The sequence below is a fragment of the Martinezella sp. CNPSo 3795 genome, from assembly GCF_057784475.1.
This window is the reverse complement of sequence record NZ_JBXSOQ010000014.1, coordinates 132,179-150,692: the sequence shown is the minus strand read 5'-3', so window position 1 is coordinate 150,692 and position 18,514 is coordinate 132,179. Positions and strand designations below refer to the sequence as shown.

General features: G+C 58.0%; 21 protein-coding genes. 7 read left to right on the top strand and 14 right to left on the bottom strand.

Annotated elements, in window-relative coordinates:
* Positions 1 to 61: 61 nt before the first annotated feature.
* The 4 genes from AC13QY_RS28415 to AC13QY_RS28400 are packed head-to-tail and all read right to left on the bottom strand — an operon-like array spanning position 62 to position 3,554.
* Positions 62 to 868 (bottom strand): 3-methyl-2-oxobutanoate hydroxymethyltransferase, encoded by an 807-nt coding sequence (locus AC13QY_RS28415; protein WP_113352486.1) that lies wholly within the window; start codon positions 866 to 868, stop codon positions 62 to 64.
* Between the two features lie 23 nt (positions 869 to 891).
* Positions 892 to 2,118 (bottom strand): NAD(P)/FAD-dependent oxidoreductase, encoded by a 1,227-nt coding sequence (locus AC13QY_RS28410; protein ID WP_113352485.1) that lies wholly within the window; start codon positions 2,116 to 2,118, stop codon positions 892 to 894.
* A 10-nt stretch (positions 2,119 to 2,128) separates the two neighbouring features.
* On the bottom strand, positions 2,129 to 2,440 hold the full coding sequence (locus AC13QY_RS28405; RefSeq protein ID WP_113352484.1) for a MocE family 2Fe-2S type ferredoxin: 312 nt from the start codon (positions 2,438 to 2,440) through the stop codon (positions 2,129 to 2,131).
* A 25-nt stretch (positions 2,441 to 2,465) separates the two neighbouring features.
* Positions 2,466 to 3,554 carry a fatty acid desaturase family protein gene (locus tag AC13QY_RS28400; RefSeq protein WP_113352483.1) on the bottom strand — a complete coding sequence of 363 codons (1,089 nt, stop codon included), beginning with the start codon at positions 3,552 to 3,554 and terminating at the stop codon, positions 2,466 to 2,468.
* 150 nt (positions 3,555 to 3,704) lie between these two features.
* On the opposite strand from AC13QY_RS28400, the gene AC13QY_RS28395 reads away from it, so the two are divergent.
* Positions 3,705 to 4,733, top strand: a complete 1,029-nt coding sequence (locus tag AC13QY_RS28395; RefSeq protein ID WP_488494358.1) for a LacI family DNA-binding transcriptional regulator — start codon at positions 3,705 to 3,707, stop codon at positions 4,731 to 4,733.
* A gap of 152 nt (positions 4,734 to 4,885) precedes the next feature.
* Here the strand turns inward: AC13QY_RS28395 and AC13QY_RS28390 are convergent, their stop codons facing one another.
* Both AC13QY_RS28390 and AC13QY_RS28385 read right to left on the bottom strand, forming a co-directional pair.
* On the bottom strand, positions 4,886 to 5,695 hold the full coding sequence (locus tag AC13QY_RS28390) for a TIM barrel protein (RefSeq protein ID WP_113333584.1): 810 nt from the start codon (positions 5,693 to 5,695) through the stop codon (positions 4,886 to 4,888).
* A 155-nt stretch (positions 5,696 to 5,850) separates the two neighbouring features.
* The gene (locus AC13QY_RS28385) at positions 5,851 to 6,879 is read right to left on the bottom strand and encodes a LacI family DNA-binding transcriptional regulator (RefSeq protein WP_113333585.1); all 1,029 of its coding nucleotides are present in this window, start codon (positions 6,877 to 6,879) and stop codon (positions 5,851 to 5,853) included.
* A gap of 401 nt (positions 6,880 to 7,280) precedes the next feature.
* Between AC13QY_RS28385 and AC13QY_RS28380 the strand changes: the two genes are divergently transcribed.
* On the top strand, positions 7,281 to 7,769 hold the full coding sequence (locus tag AC13QY_RS28380; protein WP_113333586.1) for an RrF2 family transcriptional regulator: 489 nt from the start codon (positions 7,281 to 7,283) through the stop codon (positions 7,767 to 7,769).
* On the opposite strand, the gene AC13QY_RS28375 is transcribed toward AC13QY_RS28380, so the two are convergent.
* From AC13QY_RS28375 to AC13QY_RS28355, 5 genes are all read right to left on the bottom strand, one after another.
* Positions 7,752 to 8,774, bottom strand: coding sequence for a mechanosensitive ion channel family protein (locus AC13QY_RS28375; RefSeq protein WP_152093419.1), 1,023 nt, complete (start codon positions 8,772 to 8,774; stop codon positions 7,752 to 7,754). The two genes, AC13QY_RS28380 and AC13QY_RS28375, sit on opposite strands and share 18 nt — an antisense overlap.
* 73 nt (positions 8,775 to 8,847) lie before the next feature.
* Complete coding sequence (locus AC13QY_RS28370) at positions 8,848 to 9,264, bottom strand: cupin domain-containing protein (RefSeq protein ID WP_113352480.1); 417 nt, start codon at positions 9,262 to 9,264, stop codon at positions 8,848 to 8,850.
* Positions 9,265 to 9,293: 29 nt separating this feature from the next.
* Positions 9,294 to 10,046 carry an SDR family oxidoreductase gene (locus tag AC13QY_RS28365; protein WP_113352479.1) on the bottom strand — a complete coding sequence of 251 codons (753 nt, stop codon included), beginning with the start codon at positions 10,044 to 10,046 and terminating at the stop codon, positions 9,294 to 9,296.
* 162 nt (positions 10,047 to 10,208) lie between these two features.
* The gene (locus tag AC13QY_RS28360; protein ID WP_113352478.1) at positions 10,209 to 11,123 is read right to left on the bottom strand and encodes an MBL fold metallo-hydrolase; all 915 of its coding nucleotides are present in this window, start codon (positions 11,121 to 11,123) and stop codon (positions 10,209 to 10,211) included.
* Between the two features lie 131 nt (positions 11,124 to 11,254).
* Entirely contained in the window at positions 11,255 to 11,734 is a 480-nt protein-coding gene (locus tag AC13QY_RS28355; protein WP_113352477.1) for a carboxymuconolactone decarboxylase family protein, read from the bottom strand.
* A 127-nt stretch (positions 11,735 to 11,861) separates the two neighbouring features.
* Here AC13QY_RS28355 and AC13QY_RS28350 point away from each other — a divergent pair, with 127 nt between their 5' ends.
* On the top strand, positions 11,862 to 12,812 hold the full coding sequence (locus AC13QY_RS28350) for a LysR family transcriptional regulator (protein WP_113352476.1): 951 nt from the start codon (positions 11,862 to 11,864) through the stop codon (positions 12,810 to 12,812).
* 10 nt (positions 12,813 to 12,822) lie between these two features.
* Here AC13QY_RS28350 and AC13QY_RS28345 read toward each other — a convergent pair whose 3' ends face one another.
* Entirely contained in the window at positions 12,823 to 14,193 is a 1,371-nt protein-coding gene (locus AC13QY_RS28345; protein WP_113352475.1) for an MFS transporter, read from the bottom strand.
* A 163-nt stretch (positions 14,194 to 14,356) separates the two neighbouring features.
* On the opposite strand from AC13QY_RS28345, the gene AC13QY_RS28340 reads away from it, so the two are divergent.
* Together AC13QY_RS28340 and AC13QY_RS28335 are read left to right on the top strand one after the other, a co-directional pair.
* Positions 14,357 to 14,914 (top strand): NuoB/complex I 20 kDa subunit family protein, encoded by a 558-nt coding sequence (locus AC13QY_RS28340; protein WP_069615666.1) that lies wholly within the window; start codon positions 14,357 to 14,359, stop codon positions 14,912 to 14,914.
* A gap of 309 nt (positions 14,915 to 15,223) precedes the next feature.
* The gene (locus AC13QY_RS28335; protein ID WP_113352474.1) at positions 15,224 to 15,727 is read left to right on the top strand and encodes a sigma-70 family RNA polymerase sigma factor; all 504 of its coding nucleotides are present in this window, start codon (positions 15,224 to 15,226) and stop codon (positions 15,725 to 15,727) included.
* A gap of 43 nt (positions 15,728 to 15,770) precedes the next feature.
* Here the strand turns inward: AC13QY_RS28335 and AC13QY_RS28330 are convergent, their stop codons facing one another.
* Positions 15,771 to 16,163 (bottom strand): response regulator, encoded by a 393-nt coding sequence (locus AC13QY_RS28330; protein WP_113333594.1) that lies wholly within the window; start codon positions 16,161 to 16,163, stop codon positions 15,771 to 15,773.
* 297 nt (positions 16,164 to 16,460) lie between these two features.
* Here AC13QY_RS28330 and AC13QY_RS28325 point away from each other — a divergent pair, with 297 nt between their 5' ends.
* Positions 16,461 to 16,736, top strand: coding sequence for a DUF982 domain-containing protein (locus AC13QY_RS28325; RefSeq protein WP_113333595.1), 276 nt, complete (start codon positions 16,461 to 16,463; stop codon positions 16,734 to 16,736).
* Positions 16,737 to 16,968: 232 nt separating this feature from the next.
* Here the strand turns inward: AC13QY_RS28325 and AC13QY_RS28320 are convergent, their stop codons facing one another.
* The gene (locus AC13QY_RS28320) at positions 16,969 to 17,487 is read right to left on the bottom strand and encodes a ferritin-like domain-containing protein (protein WP_113333596.1); all 519 of its coding nucleotides are present in this window, start codon (positions 17,485 to 17,487) and stop codon (positions 16,969 to 16,971) included.
* A gap of 184 nt (positions 17,488 to 17,671) precedes the next feature.
* Here AC13QY_RS28320 and ku point away from each other — a divergent pair, with 184 nt between their 5' ends.
* A complete protein-coding gene (gene ku / locus AC13QY_RS28315) occupies positions 17,672 to 18,478 on the top strand; it encodes a non-homologous end joining protein Ku (RefSeq protein ID WP_488494357.1) in 807 nt (268 codons plus the stop codon).
* Positions 18,479 to 18,514 lie beyond the last annotated feature (36 nt).

Below are 18,514 nucleotides of genomic sequence, written 5' to 3'. Positions count from 1 at the left end.
GTTTTCATTCGAGATAGCCCAATTCGATGTGTAAATGCTTCACCCGAAGCCTAAGGTTCACTTAAAGAGTTTGCTCGGCGATCATATGCAGGAACGCCTCGAGCTCTTGCCTGTCGACTGCGACCTGATGTCCCTTCTCCGGATAGGCGCCGGAACGAACGTCATCGGCAAATTCGGCAAAGGCGGCAATACGCTCATTCTGCAGCCGATCGAACTCCGCCGCGAAATCGCGGTAGACCTTCGCATGGCGGGGGCGATGGCCGCGATTGCTGCCAAGGACATCATCGGCAAACAGATATTGCGCGTCACATCCTGTTCCCGCACCCATGGAAATCATCAGCATCGATGTCCTTTGGCTGATGGCGGCCGCAACGTCACCAGGCACAACCTCGATTTCGACGGCAAAGGCGCCGGCTTCTTCCAGCGCCTTGGTCTGGCGCCAAATTTCAAAAGCGCTGATCGACGTTTTTCCGACGGCGCGAAAACCGCCCGTCCATGTCGCCTTCGAAGGAATGAGGCCAACGTGGCTGCAGACGGGAATTCCCTCATCCCGCATTCGTCGAATGATCGCGAGGCTTGCAGCGCAATAAACGGCATCGCCTCCGGCTTTCAGTGCCTTGAATGCCTCCCGCATATATTCTTCTGCCGAGACATAGTCGCCATATTCCAGGCCCGGTACTGCAAAGGGGCTTGGCGCGGCTTCACGGAAAGAGGGGCCCAAAAGCGCTGGTGGGACAGAAAGCATATCGATGCCGGCTCTCTCGGCGGCTTGCGCTTCCTCAAGTGACGTGACGCGCAGCATTGTCAATTGTCGCTTTCCTTTGAGCGACAGGAGATCAGCAACCGTCGGACGATTGTGCTTTTGCATTGGATGTTCCTCGATATGGATAGTTACGCCGCAAGCAACGACTTCAGCTTGACCGTGCTCGCCGCCAAAGCAGCTTGATCCGGATGCGCGCGGGCGGCGATCAGCATCTCGGCAAGGCGGATATCGCGCGCTATGGCATTGCCGCGTCCGATACCGCTGGCGGCGAGCAGCCTTCCGTCCGCGCCGAGATGGAAGAGGATGAACGCCCCGTCATCGAGGTCGCGCCGTACATGGGCGACCGCTTCATCCGCAAGGCCGGCAATCTGCAATGTCAGATCATATTGATCGGACCAGAACCACGGCACCGCGGATATCTCCGCACATTCTCCCAGCATGTTGGCGGCGGCGAGATTGGCCTGCTCCTGCGCATTGCGCCAGGATTCGAGGCGGACACGCCTTCCGCCATAGAGCGCCAGCGGAAAGGAGCAGCAATCGCCCGCCGCATGAATATCGGCCATCGAGGTCTCCAATCGCTCGTTGACGGCAATGCCGTTGTCGATCGCAAGGCCCGCGTCGGCGGCAAGCGCGACATTCGGGAGGGCACCGATACCGACAAGCAGCAGATCGGCAGAGATCACGTCCCCGGTCGCCATGCGAATGACCACCTTGTCGGCGTCCTCCTGCACTGCTTCGATGACTTGACCGCAGCGTATATCGACACCCTCCTGACGATGCCGTTCGGTAATTGCCTCGGCGATCTCCTCCGGCACGCCGCGTTTCAACACCCGCGGAAGCCCCTCGATTACAGTGACGTCGGCGCCGCGCTTGCGTGCCGTCGCTGCCAGTTCCAGACCGATGAAGCCGCCGCCAATGATGGCAATGTGCCGTCCGGGATTGAGCACGGCATGCAAAGCCACCGCATCCGCATGGGTCCGCAGCATGCGGATGCGATGAGAGGTGCCATCGGTGCCGGGAAGCTTGCGTGCCGAAGCACCAGTTGCGAGCAGCAGTTTGTCGTAACTTAGCGTTTCCCCACCCGCGAGCCTGATGGTCTTTGTGGAGGGAGCGATCGTTGTCACCGTCGTATCGAGCCTCAGGTCGATCGATTGCTCCTGGTAACGCTCCAATGCTGCGACGAATTTTGGCTCGAGCGCCTCATCCGATCCGCCCTTCGAAAGCGGCGGGCGTTCGTATGGGGCCAGCGGCTCGGCGCCGATAAGGGTGATGTCGCCCTCAAATCCCTTTTCACGAAGTGCGAAGGCAGCGCGGGCGCCGCATTCCCCGGCTCCGACAATGACGAAATGCGCCACGATAGCCTCCTCAGAGCCCGATGAAGACGGTGCCATTCTCGACCTTGACCGGATAGGTCTGCAGATTGATGCAGACCGGAGCGCCCTTGGCTTCGCCGGTGCGGTAGTCGAAGCGGCCATTGTGCTTGGGACATTCGATGATGGTGTCCATGACAAGACCATCGGCGAGATGAATCTTTTCATGCGTGCACAGGCCGTCGGTCGCGAAATAATCATCCTCGGGGCTGCGATAGATAGCGAAAGTCCGCCCGTCATGATCGAAACGGATGACATCCTCCTCGTCGATTGCATCAGCGGCGCAGACTTCGATCCAGTTGCTCATGTTTTCCTCCCTCGCAATGTCGATGTTATTGTGCGGCGGCAGCCGGCAGGTCGCCGTGGAACTCTTCACGATAGGGCCGCGCCGTTGGCGGCAGCTCGCGCTTCAGGAAATAGTCCTCGTTGCGCAATTGCCGCAGGAATGCCGGGATCATCTCGCGATAGCCGGACCAGATGGATGGATTGGCGGCCGGCAGATCATGCTTGATCATCGCATGCAGCTTCGGCAGCGCGTGATAGGGCACCATCGGAAACATGTGATGTTCGACATGATAGTTCATGTTCCAATAGATGAAGCGGCTGACCGGGTTCATCATGACGGTGCGGCTGTTCAGCCTGTGGTCGATGACATTGTCGGCAAGGCCGCCATGCTGCAGCAGACCGGTCAGAACATGATGCCAAGCGCCGTAAAGCCGGGGAAGGCCGATCAGCATCAGCGGCAGGATCGAGCCCATGGTGATCGCTGATGCGATAGTGACGATATAGATCGCAAGCCAGATACGGGCGATGCGGATCGCTTTCGGCTGCTCCATCTCGGGAATGAAGGTCTTTTCCGCGGCGCTGACGAAGCCGGCAGCATTGCGCAGCATGTCGATCATGGCGTACCAGGCATCGAGGATGCCGAAGAAATTCAGGACGAGGCGCAGGAGATCCGGCGGCCGCATGACGGCGATCTCCGGATCCCGGCCGACGATGACGGTATCGGTGTGATGGCGCGCGTGGCTCCAGCGCCAGGTCACCGGATTGCGCATGATCATGAAGCAGGCGATCTGATAGACCGCGTCATTCATCCATCGCGTCTTGAACGCCGTACCATGGCCGCATTCATGCCAGCGGCTATCCGAGGCAGAGCCGTAGAGCACACCATAGGCCAGGAAGAAGGGGACACAGATCCAGGATCCCCAGAAGTAGACGGCCAGTACAGCGAAAACCGCCATGCTGCCGAGCCAGATGATGGTGTCGCGGATCGCAGGCGCATCCGAGCGCTGCATCAACGCCTTCATATCCTTGCGCGCAACATCCGTGTGATACCATTCGGCGGCAGCCAGCCCCGTTTCCACCGCCAGCTTGCCGCTTGCGCCGAGCAGATCATAGTCACGCTTGATCATCGTCGTCATCCCTGCCTCCCGCGATGCGCGATAGCGCCTCGCTCTCAATGCTGGAAACGATAGATCGACTTTTTGCTTGCCTCAATGCAGGAATGATGGAATCTATCAAAACCTATCATTAAGATAACGCAGGAATGATAAATTCCATCAGGAGCCGCCATGCGTCGCCCCACCATATCGGATCTCGCCAAGGCGTCCGGCGTCAGTGTCGCCACCATCGACCGCGTGCTGAACGGACGCCTTCCGGTTCGCGAACAGACGGCACGGCGCGTCTATGAAGCGGCGCAGGAAATCGGCTATCACGCTGTCGGTCTCCTGCGTCAGCGCGTCTTCGAAGACGTGCCGCGCTATCAACTCGCATTCCTATTGCAGAAGCCCACGCAATCATTTTATCAAGCTTTTGCCAAAGAGATCGAAGCGGCTGCGGCGGCGATGACGGCAGCGAAGCTGCAGGTTCAAATCGACTATCCGGCTGTCTCGACACCGAGCGCGATCGCGGAGAAAATGCGAGCGCTGGCAGCGCGTAATCAGGCCGTGGCCGTCGTCGCCCCTGATTATCCGGCTGTCGAGGCCATCGTCGACGAACTCAAGGAAAAGGGGATTCCGGTCTTTTCCGTACTTTCCGACTTTGCCGCGGGCGTTCGGGAAGGATATCTCGGCCTCGACAACAGAAAGGTCGGGAGATCTGCTGCCTGGACGATCGCGCGCACGGCTCGCAAGCCGGGCAAAGTGGCGTGTTTTGTAGGCAGCCACCGCTTTCACGGCCACGAGTTGCGAGAGGTGGGTTTTCGCTCCTATTTCCGCGAGAATGCGCCGGAATTCGAAGTGCTGGAAACGCTCATCAATTTCGACGCCGTCGACGTCACGCATGAGGCGACGCTCGATCTTCTGCAGAAGCATCCAGACCTTATCGGTCTTTATGTCGCCGGCGGCGGAATGGAGGGGGCGATCGCCGCACTTCGGGAAGAAAACCGCGCAGGCGATGTTACCCTCATCGTCAACGAGCTTGTTCCCGAGAGCAAGGGCGCACTGATGGATGGAACCGTTGCCATGGCCATTTGCACTCCACTGCCTCTTCTGTGCCGAGAGCTCATCGCGCAAATGGTGAGTTCAGTCGAAGGAAGCGCGCAAATGACCGCGCGCCAGACCTTTTTTCCGTTCGAGATCTATATCTCCGAGAATATTTGAATGAAGGAAGCCGGCGATGGCAGGGTCGCGTTGGCAGCGCCGCTGCTCACGCGAAAGGGCCAAAACAAGGACCTCGATCTTATCGACACGAGATCGGACCGAGCCGGCCGCAGCCAAGCTCGGCAGGCTCCTTCGCATCGCCTGTTCGGCGATCATCCGGCCTTTAGGGCCGATTCGATGAAATCAAACGAGGCTTGGATCGCTTCTCGTGGGTTGGCGAGGTCGTGCACCAGGGGAGAGAAGCATTCGTAGGAAATCGGTCCGACATATCCGGCAGCCTGAAGAGCCTTGATCTGACCGACATTGTCCAGTCGGTCCAATCCGTCGACAAGAACCCGGTGTTCGTCTTCCATCTGGTTCAGCTGCAACGTCGGATCGACGACAGCCGATATGTGGACGATCCCGGTGTGGCTGGCAAAAATCGGTCCGCCATCCGCCAGGGCGTGATGGAATGTGTCATGGACGAGTTTATAGCGATGTGCTGCCCCGAGCGCGTTGATCGTGTCCACGAGCTCTGCCTTGTAACGCAGCGAGGAACGCTGAAACCCCAATGGCTCGACCAGTGCGACCAGGTCCGCCTCTTCAAGAAGAGGTAAGATGGCGGCAAGGGACGTTTCGAGATTGGCTTTGCGCTCCTGCGCCTCGGTACCGATACCCTCGTTTCGAGGGATCAGGCTGATGGTTTCAGCGCCGGCTTCCTTGGCGATTGCAATCAGATCCCGAACCTTCCGCTCGATATCATCCGACCAGAAATTGAACGGATAGACCTGGGACAGGCCAACGAGCCGCAAACCTCGCTCCCGAACCATTTGACCTGCCTCGGCCGGCGAAAGGCCGTCAAATAGCTGGCGCTTGAGGTCGTTGCGAACCTCTACGCCCTGGCAGCCGAGAGCAACCGACAGGTCGAGGAAATCGGTGTAGCTAAGATTTGGTGCCGTAATCTGATTGAGTGCCCAGAACATGTTTCCTCCCAAGATCCCGATATTGCTGCTCCAGCGGAGCGTCACGCGGCTCTAGGCAATGCCAAAAGCATCCGTCGCGCGCAATCGGGTGGAATTTGGATTAGCGCATCGGTGAGGTTTCTTGCGCCTTCCGCTTGAGGTGTTTCACCTCATTCTCAGATGGAAGGAGGTAGAAAAAGTTGCGGTTCCAGAAAATGCGCATCCGGCATTTGAACGCGACCCTGGAGCACGTTTTGTGCCATCAATTCGACGGTGTCCCGGCAAAGCTGTGCCAAGGGCGTGCCGATAACCATTGTCGCATAGCCGTCGGAAAGGGCTGCGCGACTGACAGAAGTGAGCTCGTTGACGATGAGGGCGACCTCCCCGGGCGCGCGCATTTCCCGCAGCGCCGCTATTGCGCCTTCCATGCCACCACCTGCGACATAGATGCCTCTCAAGTCCGGATGACGCTCAAGCAAGGCGACGGAGGTTTCATGGGTGAGCTTTCTTGTCTCAAGATTGATGACCGGTTCCAGGATATCGAGATCCGTCCGCAACTGGCTTAGGTATGAACGGAATCCGGCTTCCTTCAATTCGTGTCCCTGCCAGCGATTACTGCCAAGAAAAATCGCGACTTTTCCGGGCTGGCGACTTGCCATGGCGATCATCCATGCCGCAAGGCGTCCGACCTTGTGATTGTCGAGACCGATATAGGTTTGACGCGCGCCGTGGCCGAAATCATTCAGCAGGGCGAAGACGGGAATTCCGTTCTGCCGCAGGCTCCGGGCGGCTTCATTGACGATGCTATGGTTGACCGCAGTGCAAGCTATCGCATCAGTATGCGTGGCAAGTTCCCGCATGATTGCCGCAAAGTCTGCCGGCGACTGAGACGGAGAATATCGGATGATCACTTCACCGCGAAAATCCTGATGGTCTGCCACCGCCCGGGTCAGCTCTTTGCTGAAAGACTGATAAAACTCCTGTCTTTCTTTTATGAGCAGAAAGCCAAATCTCACTCTTGCAGGCGGTGCGATCAGTTGCCGATCGATCAGACCACTCGCATAATAGGCCAGTTTATGCGCTGCCTCTGCAACCTTGCGGACCGTTTCCTCGCGGACGAAGCCTCTCTTGTGAATGACACGATCTACAGTCGCTTTGCTTACCTTCGCCTCTTTGGCTATATCCTCAATTCTTGTCCGCTTCATATAAATCCTGATCAGGTCCCGGGGGGTGACCTCGCCTTATTCGCCAGATCCAACAGGCTTCGCCATTGGCCGGCAATCTAAGTCAAAGTGAAAGGTGCTCCAAGAGGGAGCAGTTGTGCCTCGATCTATCAAAATGTCGATAGTCTGCTTCAGCCGCTGTCGCCTGGCATGGCCGCAATGGTCGAGGTTGCCGCCTTGCGCGGGTCGATTTCGTTTCCCCACCGCCATCCGATCCGTCATGGGGAAGGTATGTTTTCGAAGCCCTGAAGATCGTTTCGCTTATGCATGCTCAGTATGCGAGAGGCAAATCTGCATCTCGGAATTTATTTACATGGCGATCAAATAAGGATATTCTTTATCCTTGATAGATACATGCCAGCCGCGGGCTTTGGAATGATTTTATGATTTTGAAAAGCCAAGTCGAATGGGCTCTCCATTGTTGTGCCATTCTTGCGGGCTTGCCTGAGGGCCGCTATCTCTCCACCAAAGCGCTCGCCGAATTCCATGGGCTTCCCAAGGAATATCTTTCCAAGGCCCTCCAGAGCCTGTCTCAGGCTGGACTTGTCGACACGACACTCGGCCCCTCCGGCGGTTATCGATTGGCGAGAGCGCCCGCGGATCTCACTTTTCTGGAGATCGTTGAGGCCGTCGAGGGGCGGCAGCGAACCTTCGTATGCACCAATATTCGCGCCAACAACCCCTGCCGCCCGAAGGACTATTGCGAGAGCAGCCCTTGTGCGGTGGCGCGCATCATGTGGGAGGCCGACGAAGCGTGGCGCGAGAAACTGCGCAGCGTCAAATTGTCAGACCTCGTCGGCATCCTGTCGAAGGAGATCCCGCCGGAACTCTGGAAAAGCTCTTTCGAATGGGTGCTAGAGCGCGCCGGATGATATCGCCCTGAGAGTGGCCTGTTCCTTCTGTTCGCCTATCGGGGGGCAGACGAGGCTTTGGGCCGGCATCGCCAATGATATTCCGTTCGCCCTGCAATGTTCGTAGATGAGATCGATGATCTCGTTCTGTGCCGACATGCGGCCTGCCGCGCTCGCGACGCGGAAGAACAGCTCGACCTCGATGGCGATTGCGTCGATCGTCTTGAGCGCGACGACCGGCGGCGGGTTCATGACGATCCTTTCGCAGCCCTGCAGGACGGCAAGCATGACCTCTTCGACGAGCCGCGGCTTGTGTATGGCGGATATTCGTATCGTCAGCGAGATCTGGTGCGACTCATCAGGGCGGCTGCGATTGGTGACGCCCTGTTTCGCCAGAACGCTGTTCGGCAGGACGACGACGTTATATCCGCCAGAAAGCAGATTGGTGGAGCGCCAGTTGGTTTCAACGACGCGCCCTTCGGTGCCGTCGGCGAGCTGGATCCAGTCGCCGATGACGTAGGCGTGACCGAGAGCCAGCGCGATTCCGGAAAAGACATCGGCAAGCGTGTTCTGCAGCGCAAGGCCGATAATGACGACGACGATGCCTGAGGTGGCAATCAGCGGCCCAACGGGTGCGCCGAAGACGAAGCCGATGACGGACAGGGCGACGCCGAGATAGACAATGCCGACGATCAGATCCTGAAGAAGATGCGCCTCCTGCGGCCGGCGGTTGAGGGTGAGATAGATATGAAGGAAGCCGATCATCGTCCAGGCAAGATGCAGCCACCAGAGGATCCTTGCGGATTTGGCAAGCAGGATGCCGCCATCCTGAAGCTCATCGTAGTCAAAGTGATAAGGCGAAATTCCGGCAAGCCAGAGCACGAGGCTCATGCAGCAAAAGAAGAGGATCTGCACGACGAGGCGCGCAGTCGGACGACGGCGCCCCTGGATGTGCCAGATGAGAATGCCGGCCAGCCCGAGCAGATTGATCAGGACGAGCGGCAGAAAATGATGTTCGCCAAACATGATAGGGCTCACCGACGATGATTTCCTGAAACCGGGAAGGGACAGGCGCCTCCGGCACCCATCCAGCCTCCGGTTATTTCTTGATCGGAAAGGTCAGTTCTTTCTGGCTGCTGTCGACAACGAAGACAGCCAACAGCTTCGCCGGCTTGGTCTTGCTCGCATTCTCGCTGACGCCATGGCGATCGCCCGGCATCTCGGAGAAGTTTTCGCCGGCCTTGAAGACTTTGACCGGACCGTCATTGACCTGGCTTCGGATCGCCCCTTCCAGGACCGTTGCATAAATGAACGCCGAGTTCGGATGGGTGTGGGCCGAGGAAAAGCCGCCCGGACCATATTCCACGAGGACGCCCTTGATGCTCTTGCCAGGAACGTTCGGCAGTTCGTGTTGGTAGACAAGCGTGACCTTGGCGTCCTTCTCGCCTTCGGCGTGTGCGACGGCGGTGGTGGACAGCAGGACGGTGAGGGCGAGGCCGAGAATTGACTTGATCATCTCGAATTCCTTTCTGAAGAGTTAGACGGTCATTTGCGCGCGGAGGTTGCGAACCATTGCTCGAAGGTGATGCGGCCGAGGCGCGGATTGCCGTCGGACACGAGCGAGCCGTCTTCCAGCCTTGCGCCGAAATAGCGGGCTTCCGGATCCGCCACGACCTTGCGGGCATCGCCCATGGCCTTCAGATAGCGGGCCACGAGCTCATTCAGCCGGACACGTTCCGGACCGGAGATCTCGACGATGCCGTTGATTGCCGCGGAGTTCGCCACGACGGTCATGTTGTCGGCGACGTCGTCGGAAGCGATCGGCTGCACATAGGCCGGCGACAGGCGCACCGTATCGCCGACCGTGCCGGACTGGGCTATGCCGCTTAGGAATTCCATGAACTGCGTCGAATGGACGATGGTATAGGGAATGCCGGAGTCGCGGATGATCTTTTCCTGGGCGATCTTGGCGCGCATGTAGCCGCTTTCGGGCAGGCGATCGACGCCGATGATGGAAAGGGCGATATGATGCTTCACGCCGGCCGTCTTTTCCGCTGCCGCCAGATTGCGGCCTGACGTCTCGAAGAATTCGAGCACGGCTTTGTCCTCGAAGGAGGGCGAGTTTGCGAGGTCCATGACGATGGAGGCGCCCGCCAATGCTTCGGCGAGCCCTTCGCCGGTAATCGTATTGACGCCGGTGTTCGGTGCGGCGGCAACGACTTCATGGCCCTGCCTACGAAGGCGGTCGGCCGTCTTCGAACCGATCAGGCCGGTTCCGCCGATGATGACGATTTTCATGAGCTTCTCCATTTGCGGTCGCTTCGCGCACCGCATTGTTCGTTCATTCTGTGTGATTGTGTTGCAAGGACGGGCCGGCTCTGATCATGCCTTGCATCCGCTCAGCCGAGCCAGGTGCTCCCTAACAGCTGCACGCCGGCCCGGCGCTTGCTCACCAGGGAGTTAGTAGTCCCAGAACACCGGTACCCAACGGAAGACATCGCCGTCGGTTGCCACATGGCCGACCGAAGGGAACGGCATATGGGTGGCAACCAGAAGCCCTCCGGTCTCGGCCAGCTCCCGCAAAAGACGGACGCGCACGCGCGCAGCTTCTTCCGGATCGTGTTCGAAGCCGTTGTGCCAGTCCGGATGTTCGAACCCGACGGCGAACACCGCATCGCCGGCAAACATCAGCCGGTCCTTTCCGGAGGCGACGCGGACCACGCTATGCCCGGGTGTGTGGCCGCCGGTTCGGGAGACGACCACGCCCGGTGCGACCTGGAATTCATCATCGAACAGTTGCAGTTGGTTCTCGTATTCCTTTCTGAACTGCTTGGCGGCAGCTCGAAGCGCGTCCGGGAATCCGGGCGGCATGGACACATGTGAGAAATCGGGCGCTTCCCAGAATTTGACCTCTGCTGCTGCGACATGGATCCTGAGGTCTGGACGCAGCCGCTCCTTCACTCCATCGACGAGCAGCCCGCCAACGTGATCCATATGCATGTGGGTCAGCACCACGTCAGTCACGGAACCAAGGTCGATGCCTGCAGCTTCCAGCCGCTTGATCAATTGTCCGGCGCGCGGCAGGTTCAACTCCGGGTCCAAGCCAAGACCTGCATCGATGAGGATGGTCTGCTTGCCGCTGCGAACGACGACCGCGTTCAGCGCCCAGTCGAAAGCGTCCTGCGGCAGGAACATATCATTCAGCCAGGCCGCGCGATCGGCAGCGTCGGCATTGTATCCCAGCATCTTGGTCGGCAGCGGCAACACGCCGTCGCTGATCACCAGTACCTCGATATCGCCGATCTGTACCGCGTAGCGCGACGGAACCAGCTCGTCGGGGTTTGATTTAACGGGATGAGAAGTGTCCAGGTCCATGTTTGTCTCCTGTTGATCGAGATCTTGGAACCGATCTGGCCGGCTCCACGGTTGAAATGATTGTCATGAGCGTTTTGGTCGCGGCCGCCGGAACGGCCACCCATCGTTTGCCGAAGCCTTTTCTGAGAGGCTCAGTTGAGGCCGGCCCTGTCGAGGCCGTAGGCCTTGTCGGCCGAGCCCGGCACGGTCTTGAAGGCGATGCTGGCGCGGTTCCAGGCATTGATGACCATGATTACGAAGGTGAGATCGGAGATCTCCTTCTCGGAAAGCTGGCCGCGCACGCGCTCGTAGAGCTCGTCGGGAATGCCGCCTTCATGCAGTTTCGTCACCGCTTCCGTCCAGGCGAGCGCGGCGCGCTCCCGGGGAATGAAGAGATTGGATTCCCGCCAGACGGCTACGTGGTGGAGCCGGAGTTCGCTCTCGCCATGGATCTTGGCTTCCTTGACATGCATGTCCAGGCAGAAAGCGCAGCCGTTAATCTGCGATGCGCGGATGTGAACGAGATCCTGGATCTTCTGTTCGATGGCGCTGTCCTTCAGAGCCATGCTGAGTTCCGAAAGTTTCCTGAAGAGTTCCGGTGATTGCTGGGCATAATTCAAACGCTGGGTCATGGTCGCCTCCGTTATTAAGGACATTAAGTATCCTTGTGGATAAAAGATATCCTTAATAGCTGGACAGTAAAGTCCTTCCGGGCTAAGGTTCGAACATAAGGCCTATGCCGAAAAGTATGGGGTGGGGATGGATATCGTATGCGCATTGCAAACATTCATGCGGGTGGTGGAGACTGGCTCCTTTTCCGCCGCAGCGATTGATCTCAGGCTGACGCAGCCTGCTGTTTCACGCCAGGTTTCGGCGCTGGAAGCGCATCTCAACACACGTCTGCTGCATCGCACGACCACCGCGCTGGCGCTGACGGCGGAGGGGGAGCAGATCATCCCGATGGCACTCAAGGTCATCGAGGCGGTCGAGGCGCTTAGTGAAACCACATGTCGTGATGGCGGGCGCATAGCCGGCAAGGTGCGGCTGGCTTTGCCGACACCGCTCGGGCTTTACGTCAGCGACCGGCTCGGGATGCTGCTCGAACGCCATCGGGGACTTTCCGTCGACTTGCTCTTTCGCGAGGAACCGTCCGACCTGGTCGAAGAGGGGATCGATCTTGAGGTACGGCTGGGAACGGTCGCAGACTGCAGCCTGATGTGCCGCAGAATTGGGTGGACGACGGCCTTTCTCGTTGCCGCGCCTTCCTATCTACAAGACCGGGCAGCACCCAAAACACCCGACGATGTCAGCGCTCATGATTGCATCTGTTACAATCGCGCCGGAAACGGCCGGGCATGGTCGTTCTCAAATGGCGCCGAGGACGTTACCGTAAGGATCGCGCCGCGCCTCGTCGCCAGCAACGCGGTTGCCGTCCACCGTGCGGTGTTGGCTGGCAATGGGATTGCCGTACTTTCCCACATTCTTGTCGGGTCCGACATCGAGGAAGGCAGGCTGGTGAACGTCATGCCAGACTTTCCGCCGAGCCGGGTCGCTATCAGCGTCGTCTACCCATCGCGTCGGAACCTGCCGTTGCGCATCAGGACGGTCCTCGACTTCCTGATTGAGATAGTCGGCAAGGATCCGCTGATGGCGCCTGCGTCTTCTCATTGGCTTGGATGGCGCTCGGATTGTCGAACGTCACCCGCATAAAAAGTGGGATTCACGCTCGCTTGAGATATCGCCACGCCGCCACGCTGCCGAAGAGCTGAAGACCGCCGCCGCAAAACATAGCCACAATGAACCCGAAAGCGGGCTCCCGGAAGAACGCGTAGACCGATCCGAGTGCGGCCACGCCGATGGTTGCGCCAACCATGCGTGCGACGTTGATCAGTGCGCTCGCAGTTCCAGCGCGCTCACGGACGACGCTCGAAACCGCGACTGCCGTAAGAGGCCCGGTCGCCATGCCCATCCCGATACCGGTCAACAGCAGGCCGAATTCCTCGGCGGTGAACAGGTTACCGTCAAAAGTAATGCCGAGCAGAAGGTTCCCTAGTCCTATCGTCGCCAACCCGATGCTGATGGTGTGCCGTTTTCCCAGATGTTCAGAAAAGAAACCGGAGAAGGGTGAGATTGCCACAAAGCTCAGCGCCATGGGTAATAGTGCCAGCCCGACAGCGATCGGAGGCAGTCGATCGAGGCTGAGGGAGGCGAGGGGAAACAGAAAGAGCGTCCCGTACATGCCGAACGTCATTGCGGCCGTTCCTGCCATCGCCCCGCTGAACCGCTCAGTGGAAAACATCGAAAGCGGCACGAGAGCCCGCTGATCGAGGCGTCGTTCCACCAGGATGAAAAGCGTCAGCAGACCGAAGCCGCAAAGTGCCAGCAGGATCGTCCAGACTATCGGAAAATGCGAGGACTCGATTGCCGCCAGAGTGATGGCGGCGAGCGACAATATGCCCAATAGCTGACCCAGCATGTCGAACGATCGTCCCTTTTTATCCGCACTTTCCAAGATCCAAGGCAATGCTCCGGCAGCCGCCGCCACGCCGATGGGAACCACGACGAGGAAAACAGCCCGCCAACCGAAATTATGGATCAGATAGCCGCCAAGGCTTGGCCCAATGGCAAGCGACATGCCGTTGCAGCCGGCCCAGATACCGAGCGCCCGACCGCGAATCTGCTCGTCTGGGTAGATCACTCGAATGAGCGAAAGAGAGGCCGGTATCAGAAGGGCCGATCCGAGGCCGGTTATCGCTCTGGCGCCGATTAGGATCGTGATCGTCGGAGCCAAGGCGCATCCAAGGCTTGCGATTGAGAAGATGACGCAGCCGACGATGAAAATCAGACGACGTCCGTAAAGATCCGCAAGCAGACCGCCACTGATCAGAAGCGCAGCGTAGACGAGATTGTAGGCATCGACGACCCACTGCAACTGGGTTACGGAAGCCTGGAGGCTCTCGCCGATTGGTTGGACAGCCAGATTGACAACCGACGTGTCGACCTGCGCAACGATCACGCCCAGGCAGAGAATGGTCAGAGAAGCAGGATGTAGTTTCGAAGGCCGGTCGTCGCGCTGCTCGATTGAATGCATGACATTTCCTCATGGAAACAAACGTAGAGCAACTTGTTTGGTTTCACTTTGAAGGCATCGAAGTATCGAAAGACAAGGATGGTCATGCGAACCGAAAGGCACCCGTGCCTGGAACAAGCCTGTTCCGCGCAAGTTCGGGAGTTTTCCACGGGAGAACGGACCAATGTCTTCCTACAAAGACCGCCCTGTCATCAGCGATTTTCAACATCCCGGCCAGGCGCCGACTGGTGATCCCTTCATGGGAACGATCAACAACGAACTCGCCGATAAGGGTTTTCTCGTCACGAGCACGGACGAATTTGTCAGTTGGGCGCGCACCGGATCGCTGATGTGGATGACGTTCGGGCTTGCCTGTTGCGCCATCGAGATGATGCAGATGTCGATGCCGCGCTATGACGTGGAACGCATTGGTGCCGCGCCGAGGGGTAGCCCCCGGCAGTCGGATCTGATGATTGTTGCCGGCACCGTATGCAACAAGATGGCGCCGGCGCTGCGCAAGGTTTATGACCAGATGCCCGAGCCGCGCTACGTGATCTCCATGGGATCATGCGCCAATGGCGGTGGCTATTATCACTATTCCTATTCGGTGGTGCGCGGATGCGATCGGATCATTCCGATCGATATTTATGTGCCTGGTTGCCCGCCGACCGCGGAGGCCTTGCTTTACGGAATTCTGCTTCTCCAGCGCAAGATTCGCCGCAATGGGACGATCGAACGATAACCGACACCCGTCGGCCTCGCTCTCCGTGGCGGCGTCGCGGCGCTTTGACGTTTATTTAGATTCTCATGGAACAAGCTCAAGATGCAGCCGTTCCCCTAGCAGATGCAAGGAACATCGAAGCCTTAAGATCGCAACGAAGCTCCCGAACGCATCGCAAACAGCAAGTCTGCTCAAATCAAGGTCAATGAAGGCATTATCCGAGGTCCACAGGGCACCGGTGCCGGTCTAGCGTATGGACGGCAGCTGAAACCACGCATTGCGCGGCAATGCTGGAACGGTCGTTATGCGCGTTCTTCAAGGAGAAAAATTGTGACCGATAGCCCCAGCACCCCCGATCTGCAAAACGAAATTGTAGAGCTTATTCCGGCCCTTCGTGCATTTGCACGCTCGTTTCATAGAAACGCCAGCGACGCCGACGATCTCGTGCAGGAAACCCTCGCGAAAGCGCTGGCCAATCTCAACCAATTCGATCGAGGCACCCGGCTGAAATCGTGGCTGTTCACGATCATGCGCAATACGTTTTGCACGAAGTTCCGCATTGCCCGGCGCGAGGCTCCCGGAATCACGAAATGCGTTTCCGGCGCCGGGGTGGCCGCGCCATCGCAAGAATGGGCGATACGGGCCAAGGAAATGGAAGAGGCCTGCAATCTGCTGCCGGAACCTTACCGTGTCGTGCTCGAATATGTTGTCATAGAGGGACGCTCCTATGATGCCGCTGCCGAGAAATTCGGATGTGCGATCGGTACCGTGAAAAGCCGGCTCAGTCGAGCCCGGCAGCAACTGGCAGCGCACCTTGACGAAGACAGGCATTGATGATGCCTGCACTTCTCAACGCATGGAGTGGTAATGCGTGGCGTTATGTATCTTTGTCCGGGATGCCGAACAGTGCCTTGGCAATATGATCGAGCGCGGCAGGCCTCTCGGATAGCACAAAACCCGCAAAGTTCATGTCTGCATCGATTGGGTCTCCGCCAAGAGCGAAGAGATAGGGAATCTTTTGCCTGTCGAGCCGTTCGACCAGGGGAAATACCTGTTCCGCCTCGAGATTCAGGTCGAGTATCGCCGCGTCCAGGTCATTTGCCTCGATGAGATCGGACGCATGTTCGAGATCATGGACCGGACTAACTATAATCGCTCCGAGTTCACACAGCTTTTGGCGCACCTCGTCGGTCAGAAAGTAACCGCTCTCTGCCACCAGGAGCCGCTTTCCCGAAAACAATTGGCTATAGAGGGGCGCTAAACCGTCCATTTCTCGATCCGAATTGAGCCTTGCTTATAGGTGTTGGCGCGTGAACCGAAACTGAACCACGGTTCTTGTACACGACAGCTGTCTTTGTGCGCTCGTCAAAGGAGGGCTTTCGGTGAACGTCACATGATTTGAGAGGAAATTCTTACCCTCAATCACGAACAACTGCCGCCGGAAAAGGTTTCCGGACTTGATGCGATAGATCAGAGAAAACAGTCGAACAGGCTCGGCCTCGGGAACAAACGGCCGCGTATATGGTTCGAGCATAGGGGAGGGGCATCCACGGCATGGGAGAGTTGGATGCACAATGTGATTGATGTGGAATTCAAGATGCTTTGGACCGCACCAGTCTACCTCGCGACCAGCAGTCGAGACGGCTGTCTGATTCAGGGGCCGGAGGATGCGATCCATTTCCTGTCACGAAGATGGCCTTGCGAACGAAGCAGGTCCTACGCGCGTGCGACGGAAAAATGCGTTGCGGCGGTTTCGCACAAAATTCCCGTCGAGGCGTCGCGAGCAGCTTTTGTAATTGCCTGCCTCGACGCGCACCTGATGTCGGGAAGCAGGTCGCCATGAAGACTGGCGACGATGATGCGATTTCAGAAAAACACGCTTACGAGTTCGGCCGGAAAGCCTTTGCAAAGGGAGTGAGCAGCGACAGCACGCTTTTGCGCAAGTGAACAACGCTGCGATCGAGGCGTATGGATTCATGGATGCGCAAAAGAAAAGATCCGTAGTGGACAGCATAAGCCGGGCCATCGGCCAAACTGATCATCCGCAATTGCTCCCCATGCCGGACATAAGCAGATTACCCTTGTCTCGCGAGGCGTCCGTCTCCCTCCCACATCAGCAGAAACTTCCGCGTTATCTGCGGCAGATGATCGTCAATCCATTTGGCCATTGCCTGCTCTTCGGCCAAGCTCTCCCGCAGAGCATGTTTTGCCTCGTCGAAGTTTCCGGCGTCCGCGATCGTCAGCAGTGATTTATATGCCGCGATTTCATAGTTTTCGAATGCGAAATCGGTGAGGGCGTCTTTCAGCACTTCGTCGCTTACGCTTGCATGGCTCATGACAGTCGTCGGGCTGGTGAACGAAAGGATCATATCCTTGAGGTTGAGATAATCCTCGTCTAAATCCTTAAGGATACGTTCGAGTCGCCTGATTTGATCCTCCGTTTCGCCGATGTGCTGTTCAAGTTTTGCCGCCACTTCCGGATAATTTTCCAAGCGTGACGGTTGCGGTCTTGTCATCCCCAAAGCCTGGTTTTCCATCGCATAGGCGTTTCGAAGGCCGATGACGAACATGTCGTGGATTTCTGTCTCTGCCATGATTGCATCCTCCGTTGGCTGCTCGTTCTCAAACTAGGGCGGATTGGCGTTGTTCCCGCCGCTTCTGTTGTCCTGACGAATACCGGAGGATCGGCAGCATGCATTGAGTGCGGAATTTGACAGCATGGATGGTCGGGAACCATGCCTGCCAAAGACCGTTCCCCTTCCTGGTGGAGGAAAACTCATGGCGCCAAGATCATTCTGGAAAGGCTATCTCAAACTGTCGCTTGTTACATGTCCGGTCGCCATGGCTCCGGCGACCACCGTTAACGAGAAAGTTCGCTTCCACACGCTGAACAGAAAGACGGGCAACCGCATCGTCAGCCAATATGTCGATTCCGTCACGGGCAAGGCGGTCGACGAAGACGATGAGGTCAAGGGATATGAGCGCGGCGAGGATGACTATGTCATGCTCGAGGACGAAGAGCTCGATGCCGTCGCGTTGGAAAGTACCAGAACGATCGATATCGAGATGTTCGTACCGCGCGACAGCATCGAATGGATCTGGTTCGATACGCCGCATTATCTGACGCCGAACGATGCTGTCGGTGAGGAGGCTTACTGCGTCATTCGGGATGCGATGGCCGCGAGCCGCATGGTCGGCATATCCCGGCTCGTCATGTATCGCCGTGAGCGTGCCGTCATGCTGGAAGCGCGAGACAAAGGGATCGTCCTGTGGACGTTGCGATTTGGCGATGAGGTCCGGGATGAAGGGGATTACTTCGAAGACATCCCTGCAAAATCGGTCGACACCAAACTGCTGAAGCTCGTGGGAGAGCTGATAGACGAGCGAACGAAATCATGGGACCCAGGCATGGTCTCCGATCCCGTCCAGGACAAGCTTCTCGATATCATCGCTGCCAAGAAGAAGGGTCGCAAGCGCCCGGCAAGGGCAAAGGCCGAAGAGGCACCCGCCGCGGGCAATGTCATCAGCATCATGGATGCGCTTCGAAAGAGCCTTTCACAGGAAAAGGGTGCAAAGAAAAGATAATCCGCATCGAGGGGGTTCCGCCGGGAAGACGGAGCC

Excerpts from the sequence above, each read along its gene's own strand:
- AC13QY_RS28375 (WP_152093419.1), bottom strand. The coding sequence starts at position 8,774 with ATGTTTGGCGAACATCATTTTCTGCCGCTCGTCCTGATCAATCTGCTC.
- AC13QY_RS28370 (WP_113352480.1), bottom strand. The coding sequence starts at position 9,264 with ATGATCAAGTCAATTCTCGGCCTCGCCCTCACCGTCCTGCTGTCCACC.
- AC13QY_RS28345 (WP_113352475.1), bottom strand. The coding sequence starts at position 14,193 with ATGCATTCAATCGAGCAGCGCGACGACCGGCCTTCGAAACTACATCCT.
- AC13QY_RS28340 (WP_069615666.1), top strand. The coding sequence starts at position 14,357 with ATGTCTTCCTACAAAGACCGCCCTGTCATCAGCGATTTTCAACATCCC.
- AC13QY_RS28385 (WP_113333585.1), bottom strand. The coding sequence starts at position 6,879 with ATGAAGCGGACAAGAATTGAGGATATAGCCAAAGAGGCGAAGGTAAGC.
- AC13QY_RS28330 (WP_113333594.1), bottom strand. The coding sequence starts at position 16,163 with ATGGACGGTTTAGCGCCCCTCTATAGCCAATTGTTTTCGGGAAAGCGG.
- AC13QY_RS28320 (WP_113333596.1), bottom strand. The coding sequence starts at position 17,487 with ATGGCAGAGACAGAAATCCACGACATGTTCGTCATCGGCCTTCGAAAC.
- AC13QY_RS28390 (WP_113333584.1), bottom strand. The coding sequence starts at position 5,695 with ATGTTCTGGGCACTCAATCAGATTACGGCACCAAATCTTAGCTACACC.
- AC13QY_RS28355 (WP_113352477.1), bottom strand. The coding sequence starts at position 11,734 with ATGACCCAGCGTTTGAATTATGCCCAGCAATCACCGGAACTCTTCAGG.
- AC13QY_RS28325 (WP_113333595.1), top strand. The coding sequence starts at position 16,461 with ATGCACAATGTGATTGATGTGGAATTCAAGATGCTTTGGACCGCACCA.
- AC13QY_RS28405 (WP_113352484.1), bottom strand. The coding sequence starts at position 2,440 with ATGAGCAACTGGATCGAAGTCTGCGCCGCTGATGCAATCGACGAGGAG.
- AC13QY_RS28395 (WP_488494358.1), top strand. The coding sequence starts at position 3,705 with ATGCGTCGCCCCACCATATCGGATCTCGCCAAGGCGTCCGGCGTCAGT.
- AC13QY_RS28400 (WP_113352483.1), bottom strand. The coding sequence starts at position 3,554 with ATGACGACGATGATCAAGCGTGACTATGATCTGCTCGGCGCAAGCGGC.
- ku (WP_488494357.1), top strand. The coding sequence starts at position 17,672 with ATGGCGCCAAGATCATTCTGGAAAGGCTATCTCAAACTGTCGCTTGTT.
- AC13QY_RS28360 (WP_113352478.1), bottom strand. The coding sequence starts at position 11,123 with ATGGACCTGGACACTTCTCATCCCGTTAAATCAAACCCCGACGAGCTG.
- AC13QY_RS28415 (WP_113352486.1), bottom strand. The coding sequence starts at position 868 with ATGCAAAAGCACAATCGTCCGACGGTTGCTGATCTCCTGTCGCTCAAA.
- AC13QY_RS28365 (WP_113352479.1), bottom strand. The coding sequence starts at position 10,046 with ATGAAAATCGTCATCATCGGCGGAACCGGCCTGATCGGTTCGAAGACG.
- AC13QY_RS28380 (WP_113333586.1), top strand. The coding sequence starts at position 7,281 with ATGATTTTGAAAAGCCAAGTCGAATGGGCTCTCCATTGTTGTGCCATT.
- AC13QY_RS28350 (WP_113352476.1), top strand. The coding sequence starts at position 11,862 with ATGGATATCGTATGCGCATTGCAAACATTCATGCGGGTGGTGGAGACT.